We start from the raw sequence: 18,557 nt of genomic DNA, 5'->3' as shown, positions 1-18,557 counted from the left end.
CAATGAGTACATCCATTTGCCCTTGCGGCAGCGGCACCCTGCTTGACGCCTGCTGCGGCCATTACCATGCCGGCCATCCGGCCCCCTGCGCCGAGGCCTTGATGCGTTCGCGCTACAGCGCTTATGTGCTGGGGCTTGTCGACTATCTGGTGGCAACCACCCTGCCCGCCCAACAGTCCGGCCTGGATCGCCAGTCCATCAGCGACTGGAGTGCGCAAAGCACCTGGCTGGGCCTTGAGGTGGAAAGCTCCGAGGTGTTCGGCGGCCAACCGGAGCACGCCTTCGTCACCTTCACCGCCCGCTGGCACGATGGCACCGGCGAACACAGCCACCGCGAGCGCTCCTCGTTTGTGCAGAATGCCGACCACTGGTACTTCATTGACCCGACCGTGCAACTCAAGGCCGGGCGCAACGACGCCTGCCCGTGTGCGAGCGGGCAGAAATTCAAGAAGTGTTGTGCGGGGTATTTCGGCGCTTGAGATAGCGGCGCTTTGGATTTTTTGCTTTTGCAGGAGCGAGGCTTGCCGGCGAAGGTGGTGTGTCAGCCAACATAGAAGTTGGATGTTACCGCCTCTTCGCGGGCAAGCCTCGCTCCTACAGGGGCTAGACTGGGGTTCAAGGAGAAACATCACCATGAACCGTCAACGCCATTTCACTCATCTATTTACCCTGCTCCTGTTCCTGGCGCTCGGCGGCTGCGCGTCGTGGTTCAGCGACGACGAACCGGACCCGCAGGTGCATCTGGTCAAGGTCGAGGTGGTGCGGGCCAAATTGCTGGAGCAGAAATTCCTCCTGCACTTTCGCGTCGACAACCCCAACGACAGTGACTTGACCGTGCGCAGCCTGGAATACCGCATTCATTTGGGCGACATGCTGCTGACCGAAGGCGAGCACGAGCACTGGTTCACGGTCGGCCCCAAGCGCAGCGCTTATTTCAAGGTGCCGATCCGCACCAATCTGTGGCCCAAGGTGCGCGACCTGGTGAAAATGCTCAAAAGCCCCAAGCAACCCATCCCCTATCGTCTGGAAGGTGAATTGGAAACCGGTTTATTCATCGCGCACTACGTGCACCTGGCGCGTAATGGCGTGATAATCCCCGCCGATTTAATTCCGGAGTAACCCCGATGACCCAACAACCTCATGTCCATGGCCCTGACTGCAATCACGATCATGATGATCATGCCCATGACCACCATGATCACGACCATGGCCATGTCCACGGCCCGAACTGCGGCCACGCCCACCAGGAACCGGTGCGCAACGCCCTGAAAGACGTCGGCCGCAACGACCCTTGCCCGTGCGGCAACGGCAAGAAATTCAAGAAGTGCCACGGGGCTTGATGCTTCGGGCGAAGATTGGCTTCGCCGGTTGAATCGCCTTCGCGAGCAGGCTCGCTCCCACATGGGTTTTGTGAACGACATAGCCTCCTGTAGGAGCGAGGCTTGCCCGCGAAGAACGATGACGCGGTTTGCCTGATTGACCGAGGCGCCCTCTTCGCGGGCAAGCCTCGCTCCTACGGGAATTTAGCCAGCCGTAAGAACCTGCGTTGTGTTGATAACCGTTGCATATTCGCCATGCAGGTTGCCCAGCGACATGGCGTGAACCTCTTCGGCTGAATGGGGATGGCCAAAAAAGTCAGCCTTGTCGAAGGTAAAACACGCATCCTCCACCACCCACGCGTCAAACCCCAGATTGCCCGCCGTGCGCGCCGTGGATTCCACCGAGTTGTTCGTCGCCACACCAACGATGATCAATTGCTCGATCCCCGCTTCACGCAACCCCACCTCCAGCCCTGTCGCGCAAAACGCATCCGGCACGTGCTTCTGGATCAGTCGTTCACCGGCCAATGGCTGAAACCGTTCTTGAAACTCCACCCCCGATTGCTCCGGCCAGAACACCGAGTCCGGTGAGCGGGACAGGTGCTGCACGTGGATCACCGGCCGTGCGGTCAGCCGCCAATGCGCCAGCAAATCAACGATTCGCTCCTCAGCCCGAGGATTATTTCGACGGCCCAACCGCGGCTGCAGAATACCTTTTTGTTGATCGATGATGATCAGTGCCGCGTTGGTCTTGAGCTCCATACTGACTTTTCTCACGTCGGGTCATTGAATTTCACGCACTTCAGCATCACCTCTTCCTACAGGCAAGTTTGCGGTGCAAACGGGACGACCTGATGCGAGCGGCTGCTGTGCGTACCTAATGACGTCCATTTCTGGAGTACTCCATGATCGACCTGTATTACTGGACCACCCCCAACGGCCACAAAATCTCGATTTTCCTCGAGGAGGCCGGCCTCAAGTACGACGTGCATCCGATCAACATCAGCCAGAACGACCAGTTCAAGCCTGAATTCCTGAAGATTTCCCCGAACAACAAAATCCCGGCCATCGTCGATCACGAACCGGCCGATGGTGGCGAGCCGTTGGCGCTGTTCGAATCCGGGGCGATTCTGCTGTACCTGGCGGAGAAGACCGGGAAGTTCCTGCCCAAGGACCTGCGCGGGCGCCAGCAAGCGCTGCAATGGCTGTTCTGGCAGATGGGCGGCCTGGGGCCGATGGCCGGGCAGAATCACCACTTCAGCCAGTTCGCTCCGGAAAAAATCCCCTACGCGATCAAACGCTACATCGACGAAACCGCCCGCCTCTACGGCGTGCTCGACAAGCAACTGGCGAACAATGAATTCGTCGCCGGCAGCGAATACAGCATTGCCGACATGGCGATTTACCCGTGGATCGTTTCCCACAAGTGGCAGAGCCAGAACCTGGAAGACTTTCCCAACGTCCTGCGCTGGTTCACCCACATCCAGAACCGCCCGGCGACGGTGAAGGCGTATGCGCTGGCGGCGAAGGTCAATCCACCGAAACCTTAAGAACGACGCAATCCCCTGTGGCGAGGGAGCTTGCTCCCGCTGGAGTGCGCAGCACTCCCATCCCAGACACCTCGCTATGTCAGATAAACCGAGGTGCACGAATGACGACTGCTTCGCAGCCGAGCGGGAGCAAGCTCCCTCGCCACAGGGGTCACCAGTGCCTGCGGATTAGCGGTTTATCGGACAAATCCTGAAATAACCCTGCGCCCCGCTTGCGCGCCCACCTCCTGCTCACTAACGTAGCGCCTTTATTGCGTTACTACCCCCGCAGGAGCTTTGCCATGGCCTCGCCAGCCCTCACACATTTTCTTCCCCGGTTCGGCGTTGCCGCAGCAGTGGCCGGTGTTTTGAGCCTGACCGGTTGTCAGACCTGGAACACCCAGGACACCCTCCCGCCCGCCTCCGGCGTGCAGCCGCTCAAGGGCCTGGCGCAGAACGTGTCGGTGCGACGCAATGCCATGGGCATGCCGTTGATCGAAAGCAACAGCTTCCACGACGCGCTGTTCACCCTCGGCTACGTCCACGCCAGCGACCGCCTCACGCAAATGGTCACCATGCGCCTGTTGGCCGAAGGCCGTCTGGCGGAAATGTCCGGCCCGGACCTGCTCGACGCCGACCGCTACATGCGCGCGGTCAACCTGAAGAAAAACGCCGGCGAGCTGTACAAAGCTTCTTCACCACGGCTCAAACGCTTCTTCGAAGTCTATGCCCGGGGCGTCAACGCCTACCTGTTCCGCTACCGCGACAAGCTGCCGGCGGATCTCGCGGCCACTGGCTACAAGCCTGAATACTGGAAGCCGGAAGATTCGGCGCTGATTTTCTGCCTGTTGAATTTCAGCCAGTCGGCCAACCTGCCGGAAGAAATCTCCTCGCTGGTGCTGGCACAAACCGTCACCACCGACAAATTGCCGTGGCTGACGCCATCCGCTCCCGACGAAAAACTGCCGTTGGGCGAAGCCGACAAGCTCCAGGGCATCAAGCTCAACGGCGCGATCCCGGGCCTGTCGGAAATCACCAAGGCCACCGGGCAACTGTCGGATCTGAATCTGCTCGGCGCCACCTCGTCGAACAACTGGGCCATCGGCCCGCAACGCAGCCGCAGCGGTAAAAGCCTGCTGGCCAGCGATAGCCACGGGCCGATGGGCGTGCCGTCGCTGTTCAGCTACGTGCAGATCCGTGCGCCGAAGTATCAGGCGGCGGGCGTGAGCATCGCCGGCCTGCCGATGGTGCTCGGCGGTTTCAACGGCAAAGTGGCGTGGAGCATGACCACGGTCATGGGCGACAACCAGGACCTGTTCCTGGAAAAAATCAAACGCCAGGGCAACGGCCTGACCTATGAAGCCAATGGCAAATGGTTGTCAGTGGTGGTGCGCAACGAAACCTACTTCGCCAAAGGCCAGCGCCCGTTGCGCGAAGCAGTGTACGAAACCCGTCACGGGCCGCTGCTCAATAGTGCCCAGGGCCTGAGCATGGCCAACGGTTTCGGCCTGGCCCTGCAAACCCCGAGCTTCACCGACGACAAAACCCTGGACGCGTTTTTCGACCTGTCCCGGGCGCAAACCGTCGAGAAAGCCTCGGACGCCAGCCGCGAAATCCGCGCCATCGCCCTCAACCTGGTCTTCGCCGACGCCAGCAACATCGGCTGGCAAGTCACCGGTCGTTACCCGAACCGTCGCGAAGGCGAAGGCCTGCTGCCGTCGCCGGGCTGGGAAGGTCGCTACGATTGGGACGGTTACGCCGACCCGATGCTGCACCCCTACGACCAGGACCCGGCCCAGGGCTGGCTCGGCACCGCCAACCAGCGGGTCATCCCCCATGGTTATGGCATGCAGTTGTCCAACTCCTGGTCGGCCCCGGAACGTGGCGAGCGCATGGCTGAACTGGCCGGCGCCGGCAAGCACGACAGCCGCAGCCTGATCGCCATGCAGTACGACCAGACCACCACCTTCGCCGCCAAACTGAAAAAAATGTTTGCCGCGCCGGGAATGGCCCAGCCGCTGAAACAGGCCATCGAAACATTGCCTGAAGCCGATCGCAGCAAGGCCCGCGAAGCGTTGGCGCGCTTGATGGCGTTCGACGGCAAGCTCAGCCCGACCTCCGCTGATGCGGCGATTTATGAGCTGTTCCTGCAAGAAAGCGCCAAGCAGATTTTCCTCGACGAACTCGGCCCGGAAAGCAGCCCGGCGTGGAAAGCCTTTGTCGCCAACGGCAAATTGTCCTACGCGGCCCAGGCCGATCACCTGCTGGGACGCGAAGACAGCCCGTTCTGGGATGACGCGAGGACCCCGCAGAAAGAAGACAAACCGGCGATCCTCGCCCGCAGCCTGGCAGCGGCCATCAGTGCCGGCGACAGTCAGTTGGGTGGCGATCACAAGGCCTGGCAGTGGGGCAAACTGCATCGCTACGAGTGGAAAAATGCCAGTGGCCAGACCGTGCGCGGTCCGCTGGCCGCCGGCGGCGATCACACCACGTTGAACACCGCGGCGTTTGCCTGGGGCCAGGATTTCAACACCACCCTGGCGCCGTCGATGCGCTTCATCGTCGACTTCGGCCAGACCGAACCGTTGATGGGGCAGAACGGTACGGGCCAGTCCGGCAACCCGGCCAGCTCGAATTACCTCGACAGCATCGACCCGTGGCTCAAGGGCCAATACCTGAGCCTGCCGATGCAGCCGCAGAACTTTGACAAGGCGTATGGCAAGGCGCGGTTGACCCTGACACCCGGTAAATAAGCTTCACCGCAACCCCATGTGGGAGCGGGCTCGCTCGCGAAAGCGGTGTGTCAGGCAACGATGATGTTGACTGACACGACGCCTTCGCGAGCAAGCCCGCTCCCACAATGGGGAACGATCACTCGCTAAAACCCGATAGAACTTCTGCGCTCGCACAAACCTCATAGCTAACAAATCACTCCATTTTGGTCACAACATGGATCTTGTTATTGCGCGCCCTGAAGGTTTGTATTGCCCAGCCGGGGATTTCTATATCGACCCGTGGCGTCCGGTAGAGCGCGCGGTGATTACCCATGCCCACGGCGATCACGCCCGCACCGGTAACCAGCATTACCTGGCCGCCGCCCCCGGCGAAGGGATCCTGCGCACACGCCTGGGCCAGGACATCAACCTGCAAACCCTGCCTTACGGCGATCGCTTGCTGCACCACGGCGTCACCCTGAGTTTTCACCCCGCCGGCCACGTCCTCGGTTCGGCCCAGGTGCGCCTGGAATACGGCGGCGAAGTCTGGGTCGCCTCGGGGGATTACAAGATCGAGCCCGACGGCACCTGCGCGCCGTTCGAGCCGGTGCGTTGTCACACCTTCATCACCGAATCGACGTTCGGCTTGCCGATCTACCGCTGGCAGCCCCAGGCCCAGGTGTTTAGCGAGATCAATCAGTGGTGGCAGGCAAATATCGCGGCCGAGAAAGCCAGCGTGCTGTTTTGTTATTCCTTCGGTAAAGCCCAGCGCATTCTCCACGGCATCGACGCGCACATCGGCCCCATTTTGGTGCATGGCGCGGTGGAACCGCTGAACCGGGTGTATCGCGAATCTGGGGTTTACCTGCCGCCCACGATTTACGCCGGCGATGTCAAGAAAAGCGACCCGATCATGCGCCATGCCCTGGTCCTCGCCCCGCCCTCGGCCGGTGGCAGTACCTGGATGCGCCGCTTCGGCGATTACAGCGACGGCTTCGCCAGCGGCTGGATGCGGTTGCGCGGCACTCGGCGGCGGCGTGGCGTGGATCGCGGTTTCGTCTTGTCAGACCACGCAGACTGGCCCGGCCTGCTCTGGGCCATCGAACAGACCGGCGCCGAACGGGTGATGGTCACCCACGGTTCGGTCGGTGTACTGGTGCGGCATCTGCGGGAAAAAGGCCTGGATGCCCAAGGCTTCAGCACCGAATACGGCGACGATGAAGAAGACCATGCCGCCGTCACCCCGGAGCCCGTCGAGGTACAGCCATGAAGGCCTTCGCCGAGCTATACGCGGAACTCGACGCCACCACCTCGAGCAACGCCAAACTCGCGGCGATGCAGGCTTACTTCGCCCAGGCCGCGCCTGAAGACGCCGCTTGGGCGGTGTACTTTTTATCCGGAGGCCGGCCCCGACAACTGGTGCCGGTGCGGGCGCTGCGGGAATTGGCAGTGGAGGTTTCCGGGCTGTCGTTGTGGTTGTTCGAGGAGAGCTATCAAGCGGTAGGGGATCTGGCAGAAACCATTTCCCTGGTGCTACCCGAAACGCCCCACAGTTCTACCGATGGCCTGGCCGTGTGGATCGAAGAAAAACTGCTGCCGCTGCGCGGTGAAACCCCGGAGTTCCTGAGCCGGCGACTGCCTGCCCTGTGGGCGCAACTGGATCGCCCGAGCCTGATGCTGTGCATCAAATTGATCACCGGCAGTTTTCGCGTCGGGGTTTCCAAATTACTGGTTACACGAGCGCTGGCGGCCATGGCCGGGCTCGACAGCAAACGGGTGGCCCAGCGCCTGGTGGGTTACACCGACCTGTCCAACCGCCCGACGGCGGCCCACTACCTCAAACTCATCGCACCGCCCTCCAGCGACGAACATGCCCAACGGGGCGGTCAGCCTTATCCGTTTTTCCTCGCCCACGCTCTGTCACAACCGGTGGACCAGTTCGAGGCGCTGCTCGGCCCGCCCAGCCAATGGCAGGTGGAATGGAAGTGGGACGGCATCCGTGCCCAGGTAGTCAAGCGCGAGGGTCGGCTGTGGATCTGGTCTCGGGGCGAAGAATTGGTCAGCGAACGTTTCCCTGAACTGCAAACGCTGACCCACGCTTTACCGGACGGTACGGTGATCGACGGCGAAATCGTCGTCTGGAAATCCACCCATCCCGTCACCGAGGACGCCTTCGACCCGCAATCAACAACGCCCCCGGCGGTACAACCCTTCGCCCTGCTACAACAACGGATCGGCCGTAAAACCCTGGGCAAGAAAATTCTCGACGACGTGCCGGTGGTGTTACTCGCCTACGACCTGCTCGAATGGCAAGGCGAGGACTGGCGCAACCACACTCAGGCCGAACGGCGCACCCAATTGGAGCAGGTCATTACCAGTTGCAACAGCCCGGTGCTACTGGCCTCGCCCGTGCTGACCGGAGATGACTGGTTCGACCTCGCCCGGCAACGGGAAGCGTCCCGCCGACTCGGCGTCGAAGGCATGATGCTCAAGGCCCGGGAGGCGCTGTACGGCGTGGGCCGGACCAAAGACATGGGCGTGTGGTGGAAGTGGAAAGTCGACCCGTTCAGCGTCGATGCGGTGTTGATCTACGCGCAACGGGGTCATGGCCGCCGGGCGAGTCTCTTCAGCGACTACACGTTCGCGGTGTGGGACGGCCCGCCCGACGCCAGCGAACGGACGCTCGTGCCCTTCGCCAAGGCGTATTCAGGGCTGACCGACGAAGAAATGCGCCAGGTCGACGGCATCGTACGCAAAACCACCGTGGAGAAATTCGGACCGGTGAGCAGTGTGAAGCCGAGCCTGGTGTTCGAACTGGGATTTGAAGGCATCGCCCTGTCGCGGCGGCACAAGAGCGGGATTGCGGTGAGGTTTCCACGGATGTTGCGCTGGCGCCAGGATAAATCCGTGGAAGAGGCCGATAGCCTGGCAACCCTGCAAGACCTCCTGACCTAAACCCAATCAAAACTGTGGGAGCGGGCTTGCTCGCGAAAGCGGTGTATCAGGCAATCATAATTTGACTGACACACCGCTTTCGCGAGCAAGCCCGCTCCCACAGGTTTTTGCGGTGACCTGAACCATCTTGGTGCAAGAAATTCCCATCGCCCATTTTCGTGCACAAATGCGTCACATCCTTTTCTTTAATCACCTTTTAAAACGCTTGTTCGGGACTCTGGTTCGGAAATTGCTACTTTCATTAGGTCTTACGCTTTCCAGTAACAATAATTCTGCGCCACAAGCGCTCATATTGGTTCTTAGGGATTGAATAATGAAAAAAGCATTGCTGACTCTTTCTGCACTGGCGTTGTGCATGGCTGCCGGCTCCGCGCTGGCCAAGGAGTACAAAGAACTGCGTTTTGGCGTTGACCCTTCCTACGCGCCATTCGAGTCGAAAGCGGCTGACGGTAGCCTGGTGGGCTTCGACATCGATCTGGGCAATGCGATTTGCGCCGAGCTGAAGGTCAAGTGCAAATGGGTCGAAAGCGATTTCGACGGCATGATTCCGGGCCTCAAGGCCAATAAATTCGACGGTGTGATCTCTTCGATGACCGTCACCGAAGCCCGCGAAAAAGTCATCGACTTCTCCAGCGAGCTGTTCTCCGGCCCAACCGCTTACGTATCGAAGAAAGGTTCTGGCATTACCACCGACGTGGCTTCGCTCAAGGGCAAAACCGTCGGCTACGAGCAAGGCACCATCCAGGAAGCCTACGCCAAAGCCGTGCTGGACAAGGCTGGCGTGAAAACCCAGGCCTATCAGAACCAGGATCAGGTGTATTCCGACCTGACTTCCGGTCGTCTCGACGCGGGTGTCCAGGACATGCTGCAAGCCGAACTGGGCTTTTTGAAGTCGCCACAAGGTGCCGATTACGAAGTCAGCAAGCCGATTGATGCGCCCCTGCTGCCAGCCAAAACAGCTATCGGTATCTCTAAAGGTAACAAAGACCTCAAGGCACTATTGGATAAAGGTATCAAAGCGTTACACGACGATGGCACCTACGCCACCATTCAGAAGAAACACTTTGGCGATCTGAATCTGTACAGCGGCAAATAATGCCCGGCGCCCATCTCGCGATGGGCGCTTTTTTTACTCGATCAGGTTGCTGATTTATGTTCGAAAACCTATTACAAAGCCTGGGGCTCTCAGCCTTCAGCCTCAAGGGCTTCGGTCCTTTGCTGTTGGAAGGCACCTGGATGACCATCAAATTATCGGCGTTGTCGCTCTTGGTCGCCGTTTTACTCGGCTTGCTGGGCGCCAGTGCCAAACTGTCGAAATCCAAATTGTTGCGCTTGCCGGCCCAGCTCTACACCACGCTGATTCGCGGCGTGCCGGACCTGGTGCTGATGCTGCTGATCTTCTACAGCCTGCAAACCTGGTTGACGACGTTCACCGAATACATGGGATGGGAATACATCGAGATCAACCCATTCAGCGCCGGGGTCATCACCCTGGGCTTCATTTACGGCGCGTACTTCACTGAAACCTTCCGCGGGGCGATCCTTGCCGTGCCGCGGGGTCAGGTCGAAGCCGCCACCGCTTACGGCCTCAAACGCGGCCAGCGCTTCTGGATCGTGGTGTTCCCGCAGATGATGCGTTTCGCCCTGCCGGGCATCGGCAACAACTGGATGGTGATGCTCAAGGCCACCGCCCTGGTGTCGATCATCGGCCTGGCCGACCTGGTCAAGGCTGCCCAGGATGCGGGTAAAAGCACCTATCAACTGTTCTACTTCCTGGTCCTGGCAGCGCTGATTTACCTGCTGATCACCAGCGCTTCCAACTTCGTCCTGCGCAAGCTTGAACGCCGCTACGCCGCCGGCTCCCGGGAGGCCGTACGATGATCGAACTCTTGCAGGAATACTGGAAACCCTTCCTTTATAGCGACGGTTACCACATCACCGGCCTGGCCATGACCATGTGGCTGCTCAGCGCCTCTATTTTCATCGGTTTCCTGGTGTCGATCCCGCTGTCCATCGCCCGGGTGTCGCCGCACTTCTACATTCGCTGGCCGGTGCAGTTTTACACCTACCTGTTCCGTGGCACGCCGCTCTACATCCAGTTGCTGATCTGCTACACCGGGATCTACAGCCTGGCCGCCATCCGGGCGCAACCGGTGCTGGACGCCTTCTTCCGCGATGCGATGAATTGCACCATCCTCGCCTTCGCCCTGAACACCTGCGCCTACACCACGGAGATTTTCGCCGGGGCGATCCGCAGCATGAACCACGGTGAAGTCGAAGCGGCCAAGGCTTATGGTCTTACAGGCTGGAAGCTGTATGCCTACGTGATCATGCCGTCGGCCCTGCGTCGCTCGTTGCCTTATTACAGCAACGAAGTGATCCTGATGCTGCACTCGACCACCGTGGCGTTCACCGCGACCATCCCGGACATCCTGAAAGTTGCGCGGGATGCCAACTCGGCAACGTTCCTGACCTTTCAGTCGTTCGGCATTGCCGCGCTGATCTACCTGACCGTGACCTTTGCCCTGGTCGGCCTGTTCCGCCTTGCCGAACGCCGATGGCTGGCCTTCCTCGGGCCGACTCACTAGGATTTTTCACACAATGCGCCACCAGAAACATGACTTGCTGGCCCCGCTGCCGGGGACCGCACGACAAATCCACAGCTTCCATTTCGGCCCGGCCAATGGCGCGGGCAAGATCTACATCCAGTCGTCCCTGCACGCCGATGAAATGCCCGGCATGCTGGTGGCCTGGCACCTCAAGCAACGCCTGGCGGAGCTGGAAGCCGCTGGCCGCCTGCGCAGCGAAATCGTGCTGGTGCCGGTCGCCAACCCGGTGGGCCTGGAACAGGTGCTGATGGACGTGCCCCTGGGCCGCTATGAGCTGGAGAGCGGGCAGAACTTCAACCGTTGGTTCCTCGATTTGAGCGAAGAGGTGGGCAACGAGATCGAAGGCCAGCTCGGCGACGATCCGCACCACAACCTCGTGCTGATCCGCCGCAGCCTGCGCCACGCCCTCGCCCGCCAGACGGCCGCCACGCAACTGCAATCCCAGCGCCTGACCCTGCAACGGCTGGCCTGCGACGCGGACATGGTGCTGGACCTGCATTGCGATTTCGAAGCGGTCGCCCACCTCTACACCACGCCCGAGGCCTGGCCTCAGGTCGAGCCGCTGGCGCGCTATATCGGCGCCGAGGCGAGTTTGCTGGCCACCGACTCCGGCGGCCAGTCGTTCGATGAATGCTTCACCCTGCTCTGGTGGCAATTGAAGGAGCGCTTCGGCGAGCATTTCGATATTCCGCTGGGCAGTTTCTCGGTCACCGTTGAATTGCGCGGCCAGGGCGATGTGTATCACCCGTTGGCCAGCAAGGATTGCCAGGCGCTGATCGACTACCTGATTCACTTCGGCGCCATCGCTGGCGAAGCCGCGCCTCTGCCCGAACTGCCCTACCCGGCCACTCCGCTGGCCGGGGTGGAACCGGTGGCCACGCCGGTGGGCGGGTTGCTGGTGTTCACCGCAGTGCCGGGCCAATACCTGGAAGCCGGGCAGTTGATTGCCGAAGTCATCGACCCGATCAACGATCAGGTCACCCCTATCCATTGCACCGCCGCCGGGCTGATGTACGCCCGTTCGCTGCGACGCATGGCCACTGCCGGCATGGTGATCGCCCACGTCGCGGGCACCGAAGCCTATCGCAGCGGCTACCTACTTTCGCCTTGAGGATGCATGCCCCATGTATAAATTGACCATCGAAGGCCTGCACAAAAGCTACGGCGACCACCAAGTGCTCAAAGGTGTTTCGCTCAAGGCCAAGACCGGCGACGTCATCAGCCTGATCGGCGCCAGTGGCTCGGGCAAAAGTACCTTTCTGCGCTGCATCAACTTTCTCGAACAGCCCAACGACGGCGCAATGAGCCTGGACGGCCAGAACATCCGCATGATCCAGGATCGCCATGGCATGCACGTGGCCGATGCCGATGAACTGCAGCGCATCCGCACGCGCCTGGCCATGGTGTTCCAGCATTTCAACCTGTGGAGCCACATGACCGTGCTGGAAAACATCACCATGGCCCCGCGCCGGGTGCTGGGTTGCAGTAAACAGGAAGCCGAAGACCGCGCCCGGCGCTACCTCGACAAGGTTGGCCTGGCGGCACGTGTTGCTGATCAGTACCCGGCGTTCCTCTCCGGTGGTCAGCAACAGCGTGTAGCGATTGCCCGCGCGCTGGCGATGGAGCCGGAAGTGATGCTGTTCGACGAGCCGACCTCGGCCCTCGACCCTGAACTGGTGGGTGAAGTACTGCGGGTCATTCAGGGCCTGGCCGAAGAAGGCCGGACCATGATCATGGTGACCCACGAAATGAGCTTCGCCCGTAAGGTGTCGAGTCAGGTGTTGTTTCTGCACCAGGGCCTGGTGGAGGAAGAAGGGGCGCCGGAGGATGTGTTGGGCAGTCCGAAGAGCGAGCGGTTGAAGCAGTTTCTGAGCGGCAATTTGAAATAGGGCTGTTTTGATACTGGACGTATGGGCGGATCGTGGGACCGACCCGCCAATACTCCGACGCTCAGTTGCGCTATTTATCAACCCTGAACTCAGGGCACATTATTTTGTATTGACTGTCACCCAGGGTGCAGGTCCCGTTGAATTCCCCAGCCAAGCCGGTAGCGTCATTCTTGATTACGCGCAGGCCACCAATGACCTTATTAGTTCCGCCTTGGCCCCTGAACATCACGAGAGCGTCCGTCGTTGCATCGTTGATGAGGTATTCCTTGGGTGTCGCATTGATACTGACCCCGATATTCAACCGAAACTGCCTTGTGGGATCACCAGGGCCCACCGGGCGAGAGTCGATAAATTGCAGTCCCACATCATCAACAACGCGGTAGGCCACCGTGTCGTTTTGATCGAATACGAGTGAGAGATCCTTGCTGGAAGCCGTAGCGTCCAGGCGACCCGGCAGGTCCACCGCTACCGTATCGTTCACATCGTTAAAGTCCGTCATACCGATATCCACCTTTGATTGATTAACATCAACCGACGGCGGATACGGCTGGCCGTCAGACAAGCGCAGAAAAACACGCATAAAAATGCCGGGCAACTGTCAACCCTGACAGTTGACACGCAGGCCCGGCTCCTACAGGACCGTGTATTGCCATTAAACCTTTCGCATGCCGCCGCGGTCACTGAAGGAACACGTTCAGAGCGCACACCGCCGGCATGGGAACCTCCCCCGACTACGCAAAACACTGGTTCGCCGCCCGCGGCTGGAAGCCGTTCGCCTTTCAGAAACAAGTGTGGGCGGCAATCAAGCGCGGTGAGTCCGGGTTGCTGCATGCCAGCACCGGTGCCGGTAAAACCTACGCGGTGTGGTTCGGCGCGCTCAATCGCTTTGCCTCGGCTGTCGCGCCCGTTGAAACTTCCCGAAAACGCAAACCGGTCGCGCCACCGCTGACAGTGCTGTGGATAACCCCCATGCGTGCCCTGGCTGCCGACACCGCCCGCGCCCTGGAAACGCCACTGGCCGATTTGCAGATCCCGTGGAGCGTCGGCCTGCGGACCGGCGACACCAGCAGCAGCGAACGCGCCCGTCAGAGCCGGCGCCTGCCGACGACACTGATCACCACCCCCGAAAGCCTGACCCTGCTGCTCGCCCGCGCCGATGCACAAACGGCGCTCTCGACCCTGCGCATGGTAGTGGTCGATGAATGGCACGAATTGCTCGGCAACAAACGCGGCGTGCAACTGCAACTGGCCCTCGCTCGTTTGCGTCGCTGGCATCCGGAACTGATCGTCTGGGGCGTTTCCGCAACGCTGGGTAACCAGTCCCACGCCGAGCAGGTATTGATCCCACAAGGTGGCGGCATCAGCGTCCAGGGCCAGAACGGCAAGGAACTGCGGGTCGATACGCTGCTGCCTCCGACCATCGAGCGTTTCCCCTGGGCGGGACACATCGGCTTGAAAATGTTGCCGCAGGTGGTCGCCGAACTCGATTCCAGCCCCAGCACGCTGGTGTTCACCAACACCCGGGCGCAATCGGAGATCTGGTATCAAGCGTTACTTGAAGCGCGCCCGGATTGGGCCGGGTTGATCGCCTTGCATCACAGTTCGTTGTCGCGAGACACCCGCGATTGGGTCGAGCGCGCCCTCAAGGACGGCCAACTCAAAGCCGTGGTCTGCACGTCCAGCCTGGATCTGGGCGTGGATTTCCTGCCGGTGGAGCGGGTGCTGCAAATCGGCTCGGCCAAAGGTGTGGCGCGGTTGATGCAGCGGGCCGGGCGTTCAGGGCATGCGCCGGGGCGCGTTTCGCGGGTGACGCTGGTGCCGACCCACAGCCTGGAGCTGATCGAAGCCGCCGCCGCGCAGGACGCCGTGGCGCAACGTCGAATAGAACCGCGCGAATCGCCCTACAAACCGCTGGACGTGCTCGTGCAGCACCTGGTCAGCATGGCGCTGGGCGGTGGTTTTTTGCCCGATGAGCTGTACGAAGAAGTCCGCGGCGCCTGGGCTTATCGGGACCTTACGCTGGCGGATTGGGCCTGGGCGCTGGCTTTCGTACGCCACGGCGGACTTTCCCTGACGGCGTATCCGGATTATCGCCGGGTCGAACCCGATGAACAGGGCGTGTGGCGTGTCCCCGATGCGCGACTGGCGCGGCGGCATCGCATGAGCATTGGCACCATCGTCAGCGATGCGAGCATTCAGTTGAAATTCTGGAGCAAGGGTGGTGGCGGCAAGCAATTGGGCAGTGTCGAGGAAGGGTTCATCGCCCGGCTCAAGCCCGGTGACGGGTTTCTGTTCGCGGGGCGTTTGCTGGAACTGGTGCGCGTGGAAAACATGACCGCGTACGTGCGGCGCAGCAACGTGAAAAAAGCCGCGGTGCCGCGCTGGAATGGCGGGCGCATGCCGCTGTCCAGTGAGTTGGCCCAAGCGGTGGTGGCGCGGTTCAGTGCGGCGGCATCGAGTCAGTTTGTCGGCCCGGAAATGATGGCCGTGCGGCCATTGCTGGAGGTGCAGCAACGCTGGTCCGGATTGCCGACCGTTGATTCCCTGCTGGCGGAAGCGCTCAAATCCCGCGAGGGCTGGCACTTGTTCCTCTATCCGTTCGCCGGACGCCAGGTGCATTTGGGGCTGGCGAGCCTGCTGGCCTGGCGGATCAGTCAACGGCAGGCGGTGACGTTTTCGATTGCGGTCAACGACTACGGCCTCGAATTGCTGAGTGCTACCGAAGTCGATTGGTCACGGCACCTGAATCCCCAATTGTTCAGCGCCGAGGCTCTGCTGGCGGATGTGCTCGCGAGCCTGAATGCCGGTGAACTGGCGCTGCGGCGCTTTCGGGAAATCGCACGGATTGCCGGGCTGGTGTTTGCCGGCTACCCCGGCGCGCCGAAAAGTACGCGACAGGTTCAGGCATCGAGTGGGTTGTTCTTTGAAGTGTTCAAGCAATACGACGCCGACAACCTGCTGCTGGCCCAGGCCGGGGAAGAAGTCCTACGGGAAGAATTGGATATTCGGCGACTGGAGCAGACCTTGGCACGCATCAACCGTCTTAAATTCGATCTGCATCAGATCAAACGTCCTACGCCCCTGGGCTTTCCGCTGCTGGTGGAGCGGGTGCGCGAAAGCATGAGCTCCGAGAAACTGGCGGATCGCATCCGGCGAATGGTCGGCGATCTCGAGAAAACCGCCCAGACCGGGAAAGCCTGATGGGCGCGCCTTATCCTGTGCGCCTGGCCGGCGAAGAACTCTGGTTGCTACCCGAGAAAGCGGTCTACTGGCCTGCCCAGCAAGCCCTGCTGATCGCCGATGTGCATTTCGGCAAGGCTGCGGCCTATCGCAGCCTCGGCCAGCCCGTGCCACGGGGCACGACCGCGCAAAACATCACGATACTGGACGGGTTGCTGGCCGCCCTGCCCTGCCGTCAGCTGATTTTCCTCGGCGACTTTCTCCACGGACCCGGTTCGCACGCGGTGGACACCTTGATGGCGCTGGCAGCCTGGCGAGAACGCCATCGCGATCTGCCGATGACACTGATTCGGGGCAATCATGACAAACGGGCGGGGGATCCGCCGGCCTCGCTGAACATCCGCGTGGTGCCCGAGCCTTTACTGCTGGGACCGTTTGCCCTGCAGCATGAACCGGCTCCGCACGCGAGCCGTCATGTTCTGGCGGGGCATGTGCATCCGGTCTATCGGCTGAACGGCAGAGGCCGTCAAAGCTTGCGCCTGGCGTGTTTCAGGCTGGGGATGGAAATCAGTTTATTGCCCGCGTTCGGCGCGTTTACCGGCGGGTATCAGGTCGATATGGACGAGAGTTGTCGGATCTTCGTCATCGGCGACCACGAAATATGGCCAGTGAACTGACGTTCACCCTGTAGGAGCAAAGCTTCCTCGCGAAGGCGGCTGTCCATCCAACGATGATGTTGGCTGATACGACGCCTTCGCGAGCAAGCTTTGCTCCTACACGTTGATACGGCGCGAGAGCAGGTGTCAGGCAACCGGAGCGGGAGGCGGCTCATCCGGCAGGGTGGGCTCACCGGGCTCGGTGGGTTGTTCGTTGGGGGTATCGGGATCGGGCTGGCCGGGGATGCCCCCTGCCATGTTGATTGGCGGATGTGCCAATAAGGACCAGGCCAAAACGCCAATCTGATTGGGCTCAAGCCTTGCCAGTTCGGCACTTATTCGGGGATCGATCTTCATAGAGCACTCCTGAGCGATGGCCCCGTCCGCTGTGCGCGAACCGGGCAGTACACCCAATAGAGTGTCTACCCGCTCAAGAATTCCCGGGAACTGTCAGATGGACGGATCAGGTGCGTGGCAAGGTGACGCCGCGCTGGCCCTGATACTTGCCGCCACGGTCCTTGTAGGAGACTTCGCACTCTTCGTCGGATTCGAAGAACAACATCTGTGCGACGCCTTCATTGGCGTAGATTTTCGCCGGCAGGGTCGTGGTGTTGGAGAACTCCAATGTGACGTGGCCTTCCCACTCCGGCTCGAGCGGCGTCACGTTGACGATAATGCCGCAGCGGGCGTAGGTGCTTTTACCCAGGCAAATGGTCAGCACGTTGCGTGGAATGCGGAAGAATTCCACGGTGCGGGCCAGGGCGAAGGAGTTCGGCGGGATGATGCAGACATCGCTGGTTACGTCGACGAAGCTCTTTTCATCAAAGTTCTTCGGGTCGACGATCGCCGAGTTGATGTTGGTGAACACCTTGAATTCACCGGCGCAACGCACGTCGTAGCCGTAGCTCGACACACCGTAGGAAATCAGCCGCTCGGCACCTTCGCCGCGCATCTGGCGCTCGACGAACGGTTCGATCATGCCGTGCTCTTGCGCCATGCGGCGAATCCACTTGTCCGATTTGATGCTCATGGCGGGTGTCCTGAATAGCGAGGTGGAAAAATTCTGTCCGGCATCTTACTAGGCGCACGCCCAGGGTTCAAAGCGCAGGTATTAATTCTCGCCGATCCCCCCTGATTGCCGGGCCTTGGCGCCAATAAGATGCACCGTCAGTCACGAAAATAGAGAAACCTTCGCAGGAAGCATTGGCACGTTACGGAAAAAGGGTTAAGGTGGCGCCACTGTGCTGCTTGTGTCACTGAGAATCTCTACACGATATGTTGAATTTCGATCCAACCATCTACAAGAATTTTTCCTGCTCTTTGCACTCAGTCTCGGCCAGGGTTCTTCCTGCGTCGCAGTTATCTTTGTTCAAGGAGTTACACCATGTCTAATCGCCAAACTGGTACTGTTAAGTGGTTCAACGATGAAAAAGGCTTCGGCTTCATCACTCCACAATCCGGTGACGATCTGTTCGTTCACTTCAAAGCTATCCAATCCGACGGCTTCAAAAGCCTGAAAGAAGGCCAACAGGTTTCTTTCATCGCTACCCGCGGTCAGAAAGGCATGCAAGCTGAAGAAGTTCAAGTTATCTAACTTGTACTTGCTTTAGTAAAAAGCCCCGCCCTTAAAAGCGGGGCTTTTTTGTGGGCGCTTGTTTTTGCCCGCACAAAAAAAGATCGCAGCCTTGGCTGCGATCTTTTTCGTC

19 protein-coding genes are annotated in these 18,557 nt (G+C 60.4%); 15 read left to right on the top strand and 4 right to left on the bottom strand.

Annotated elements, in window-relative coordinates; all coding sequences use genetic code 11:
- The first annotated feature begins 2 nt into the window (after nt 1–2).
- The 3 genes from BK665_RS12770 (at nt 3) to BK665_RS12760 (ending at nt 1,340) form a co-directional block, all read left to right on the top strand.
- Nucleotides 3–479 carry a YchJ family protein gene (locus tag BK665_RS12770; protein ID WP_123405947.1) on the top strand — a complete coding sequence of 159 codons (477 nt, stop codon included), beginning with the start codon at nt 3–5 and terminating at the stop codon, nt 477–479.
- 154 nt (nt 480–633) lie between these two features.
- The gene (locus BK665_RS12765) at nt 634–1,119 is read left to right on the top strand and encodes an LEA/WHy family protein (protein WP_123405945.1); all 486 of its coding nucleotides are present in this window, start codon (nt 634–636) and stop codon (nt 1,117–1,119) included.
- A 5-nt stretch (nt 1,120–1,124) separates the two neighbouring features.
- The gene (locus BK665_RS12760) at nt 1,125–1,340 is read left to right on the top strand and encodes an SEC-C metal-binding domain-containing protein (protein ID WP_054046981.1); all 216 of its coding nucleotides are present in this window, start codon (nt 1,125–1,127) and stop codon (nt 1,338–1,340) included.
- A gap of 183 nt (nt 1,341–1,523) precedes the next feature.
- Here the strand turns inward: BK665_RS12760 and BK665_RS12755 are convergent, their stop codons facing one another.
- Nucleotides 1,524–2,081, bottom strand: coding sequence for a cysteine hydrolase family protein (locus tag BK665_RS12755; RefSeq protein ID WP_123405943.1), 558 nt, complete (start codon nt 2,079–2,081; stop codon nt 1,524–1,526).
- Nucleotides 2,082–2,224: 143 nt separating this feature from the next.
- Here BK665_RS12755 and BK665_RS12750 point away from each other — a divergent pair, with 143 nt between their 5' ends.
- The 9 genes from BK665_RS12750 (at nt 2,225) to BK665_RS12705 (ending at nt 13,015) form a co-directional block, all read left to right on the top strand.
- Nucleotides 2,225–2,869 (top strand): glutathione binding-like protein, encoded by a 645-nt coding sequence (locus BK665_RS12750; RefSeq protein WP_123405941.1) that lies wholly within the window; start codon nt 2,225–2,227, stop codon nt 2,867–2,869.
- A gap of 281 nt (nt 2,870–3,150) precedes the next feature.
- Nucleotides 3,151–5,601, top strand: coding sequence for a penicillin acylase family protein (locus tag BK665_RS12745; protein ID WP_123405938.1), 2,451 nt, complete (start codon nt 3,151–3,153; stop codon nt 5,599–5,601).
- A 196-nt stretch (nt 5,602–5,797) separates the two neighbouring features.
- Nucleotides 5,798–6,832, top strand: a complete 1,035-nt coding sequence (locus tag BK665_RS12735) for a ligase-associated DNA damage response exonuclease (protein ID WP_123405936.1) — start codon at nt 5,798–5,800, stop codon at nt 6,830–6,832.
- A complete protein-coding gene (locus BK665_RS12730; RefSeq protein ID WP_123405934.1) occupies nt 6,829–8,517 on the top strand; it encodes an ATP-dependent DNA ligase in 1,689 nt (562 codons plus the stop codon). The genes BK665_RS12735 and BK665_RS12730 overlap by 4 nt, the downstream gene beginning before the upstream one ends.
- 313 nt (nt 8,518–8,830) lie before the next feature.
- The gene (locus BK665_RS12725; RefSeq protein WP_123405931.1) at nt 8,831–9,613 is read left to right on the top strand and encodes a transporter substrate-binding domain-containing protein; all 783 of its coding nucleotides are present in this window, start codon (nt 8,831–8,833) and stop codon (nt 9,611–9,613) included.
- A 56-nt stretch (nt 9,614–9,669) separates the two neighbouring features.
- Complete coding sequence (locus tag BK665_RS12720; RefSeq protein WP_123405929.1) at nt 9,670–10,398, top strand: ABC transporter permease; 729 nt, start codon at nt 9,670–9,672, stop codon at nt 10,396–10,398.
- On the top strand, nt 10,395–11,105 hold the full coding sequence (locus BK665_RS12715) for an ABC transporter permease (RefSeq protein WP_123405927.1): 711 nt from the start codon (nt 10,395–10,397) through the stop codon (nt 11,103–11,105). Before BK665_RS12720 ends, BK665_RS12715 begins: the two co-directional genes overlap by 4 nt.
- A 13-nt stretch (nt 11,106–11,118) precedes the next feature.
- Nucleotides 11,119–12,237, top strand: a complete 1,119-nt coding sequence (locus BK665_RS12710; protein WP_123405925.1) for a succinylglutamate desuccinylase/aspartoacylase family protein — start codon at nt 11,119–11,121, stop codon at nt 12,235–12,237.
- A gap of 13 nt (nt 12,238–12,250) precedes the next feature.
- A complete protein-coding gene (locus tag BK665_RS12705) occupies nt 12,251–13,015 on the top strand; it encodes an ABC transporter ATP-binding protein (protein ID WP_123405923.1) in 765 nt (254 codons plus the stop codon).
- Between the two features lie 70 nt (nt 13,016–13,085).
- Here BK665_RS12705 and BK665_RS12700 read toward each other — a convergent pair whose 3' ends face one another.
- The gene (locus tag BK665_RS12700) at nt 13,086–13,595 is read right to left on the bottom strand and encodes a hypothetical protein (RefSeq protein ID WP_148053217.1); all 510 of its coding nucleotides are present in this window, start codon (nt 13,593–13,595) and stop codon (nt 13,086–13,088) included.
- A 134-nt stretch (nt 13,596–13,729) separates the two neighbouring features.
- Between BK665_RS12700 and BK665_RS12695 the strand changes: the two genes are divergently transcribed.
- Both BK665_RS12695 and pdeM read left to right on the top strand, forming a co-directional pair.
- Entirely contained in the window at nt 13,730–16,216 is a 2,487-nt protein-coding gene (locus tag BK665_RS12695) for a ligase-associated DNA damage response DEXH box helicase (RefSeq protein ID WP_123405919.1), read from the top strand.
- On the top strand, nt 16,216–16,872 hold the full coding sequence (gene pdeM, locus BK665_RS12690; protein WP_123405916.1) for a ligase-associated DNA damage response endonuclease PdeM: 657 nt from the start codon (nt 16,216–16,218) through the stop codon (nt 16,870–16,872). Before BK665_RS12695 ends, pdeM begins: the two co-directional genes overlap by 1 nt.
- 126 nt (nt 16,873–16,998) lie before the next feature.
- Here pdeM and BK665_RS12685 read toward each other — a convergent pair whose 3' ends face one another.
- Nucleotides 16,999–17,208, bottom strand: coding sequence for a hypothetical protein (locus tag BK665_RS12685; protein ID WP_123405914.1), 210 nt, complete (start codon nt 17,206–17,208; stop codon nt 16,999–17,001).
- A 106-nt stretch (nt 17,209–17,314) separates the two neighbouring features.
- Nucleotides 17,315–17,881 carry a dCTP deaminase gene (gene dcd, locus BK665_RS12680; protein ID WP_054047011.1) on the bottom strand — a complete coding sequence of 189 codons (567 nt, stop codon included), beginning with the start codon at nt 17,879–17,881 and terminating at the stop codon, nt 17,315–17,317.
- A 354-nt stretch (nt 17,882–18,235) separates the two neighbouring features.
- On the opposite strand from dcd, the gene BK665_RS12675 reads away from it, so the two are divergent.
- Nucleotides 18,236–18,445 carry a cold-shock protein gene (locus tag BK665_RS12675; RefSeq protein WP_002554837.1) on the top strand — a complete coding sequence of 70 codons (210 nt, stop codon included), beginning with the start codon at nt 18,236–18,238 and terminating at the stop codon, nt 18,443–18,445.
- Nucleotides 18,446–18,557: the final 112 nt, after the last annotated feature.

Origin of the sequence: Pseudomonas frederiksbergensis (assembly GCF_003732665.1) — a bacterium.
Classification (GTDB): domain Bacteria; phylum Pseudomonadota; class Gammaproteobacteria; order Pseudomonadales; family Pseudomonadaceae; genus Aquipseudomonas; species Aquipseudomonas frederiksbergensis_G.
This window is presented reverse-complemented; position numbering and strand designations above follow the sequence as displayed.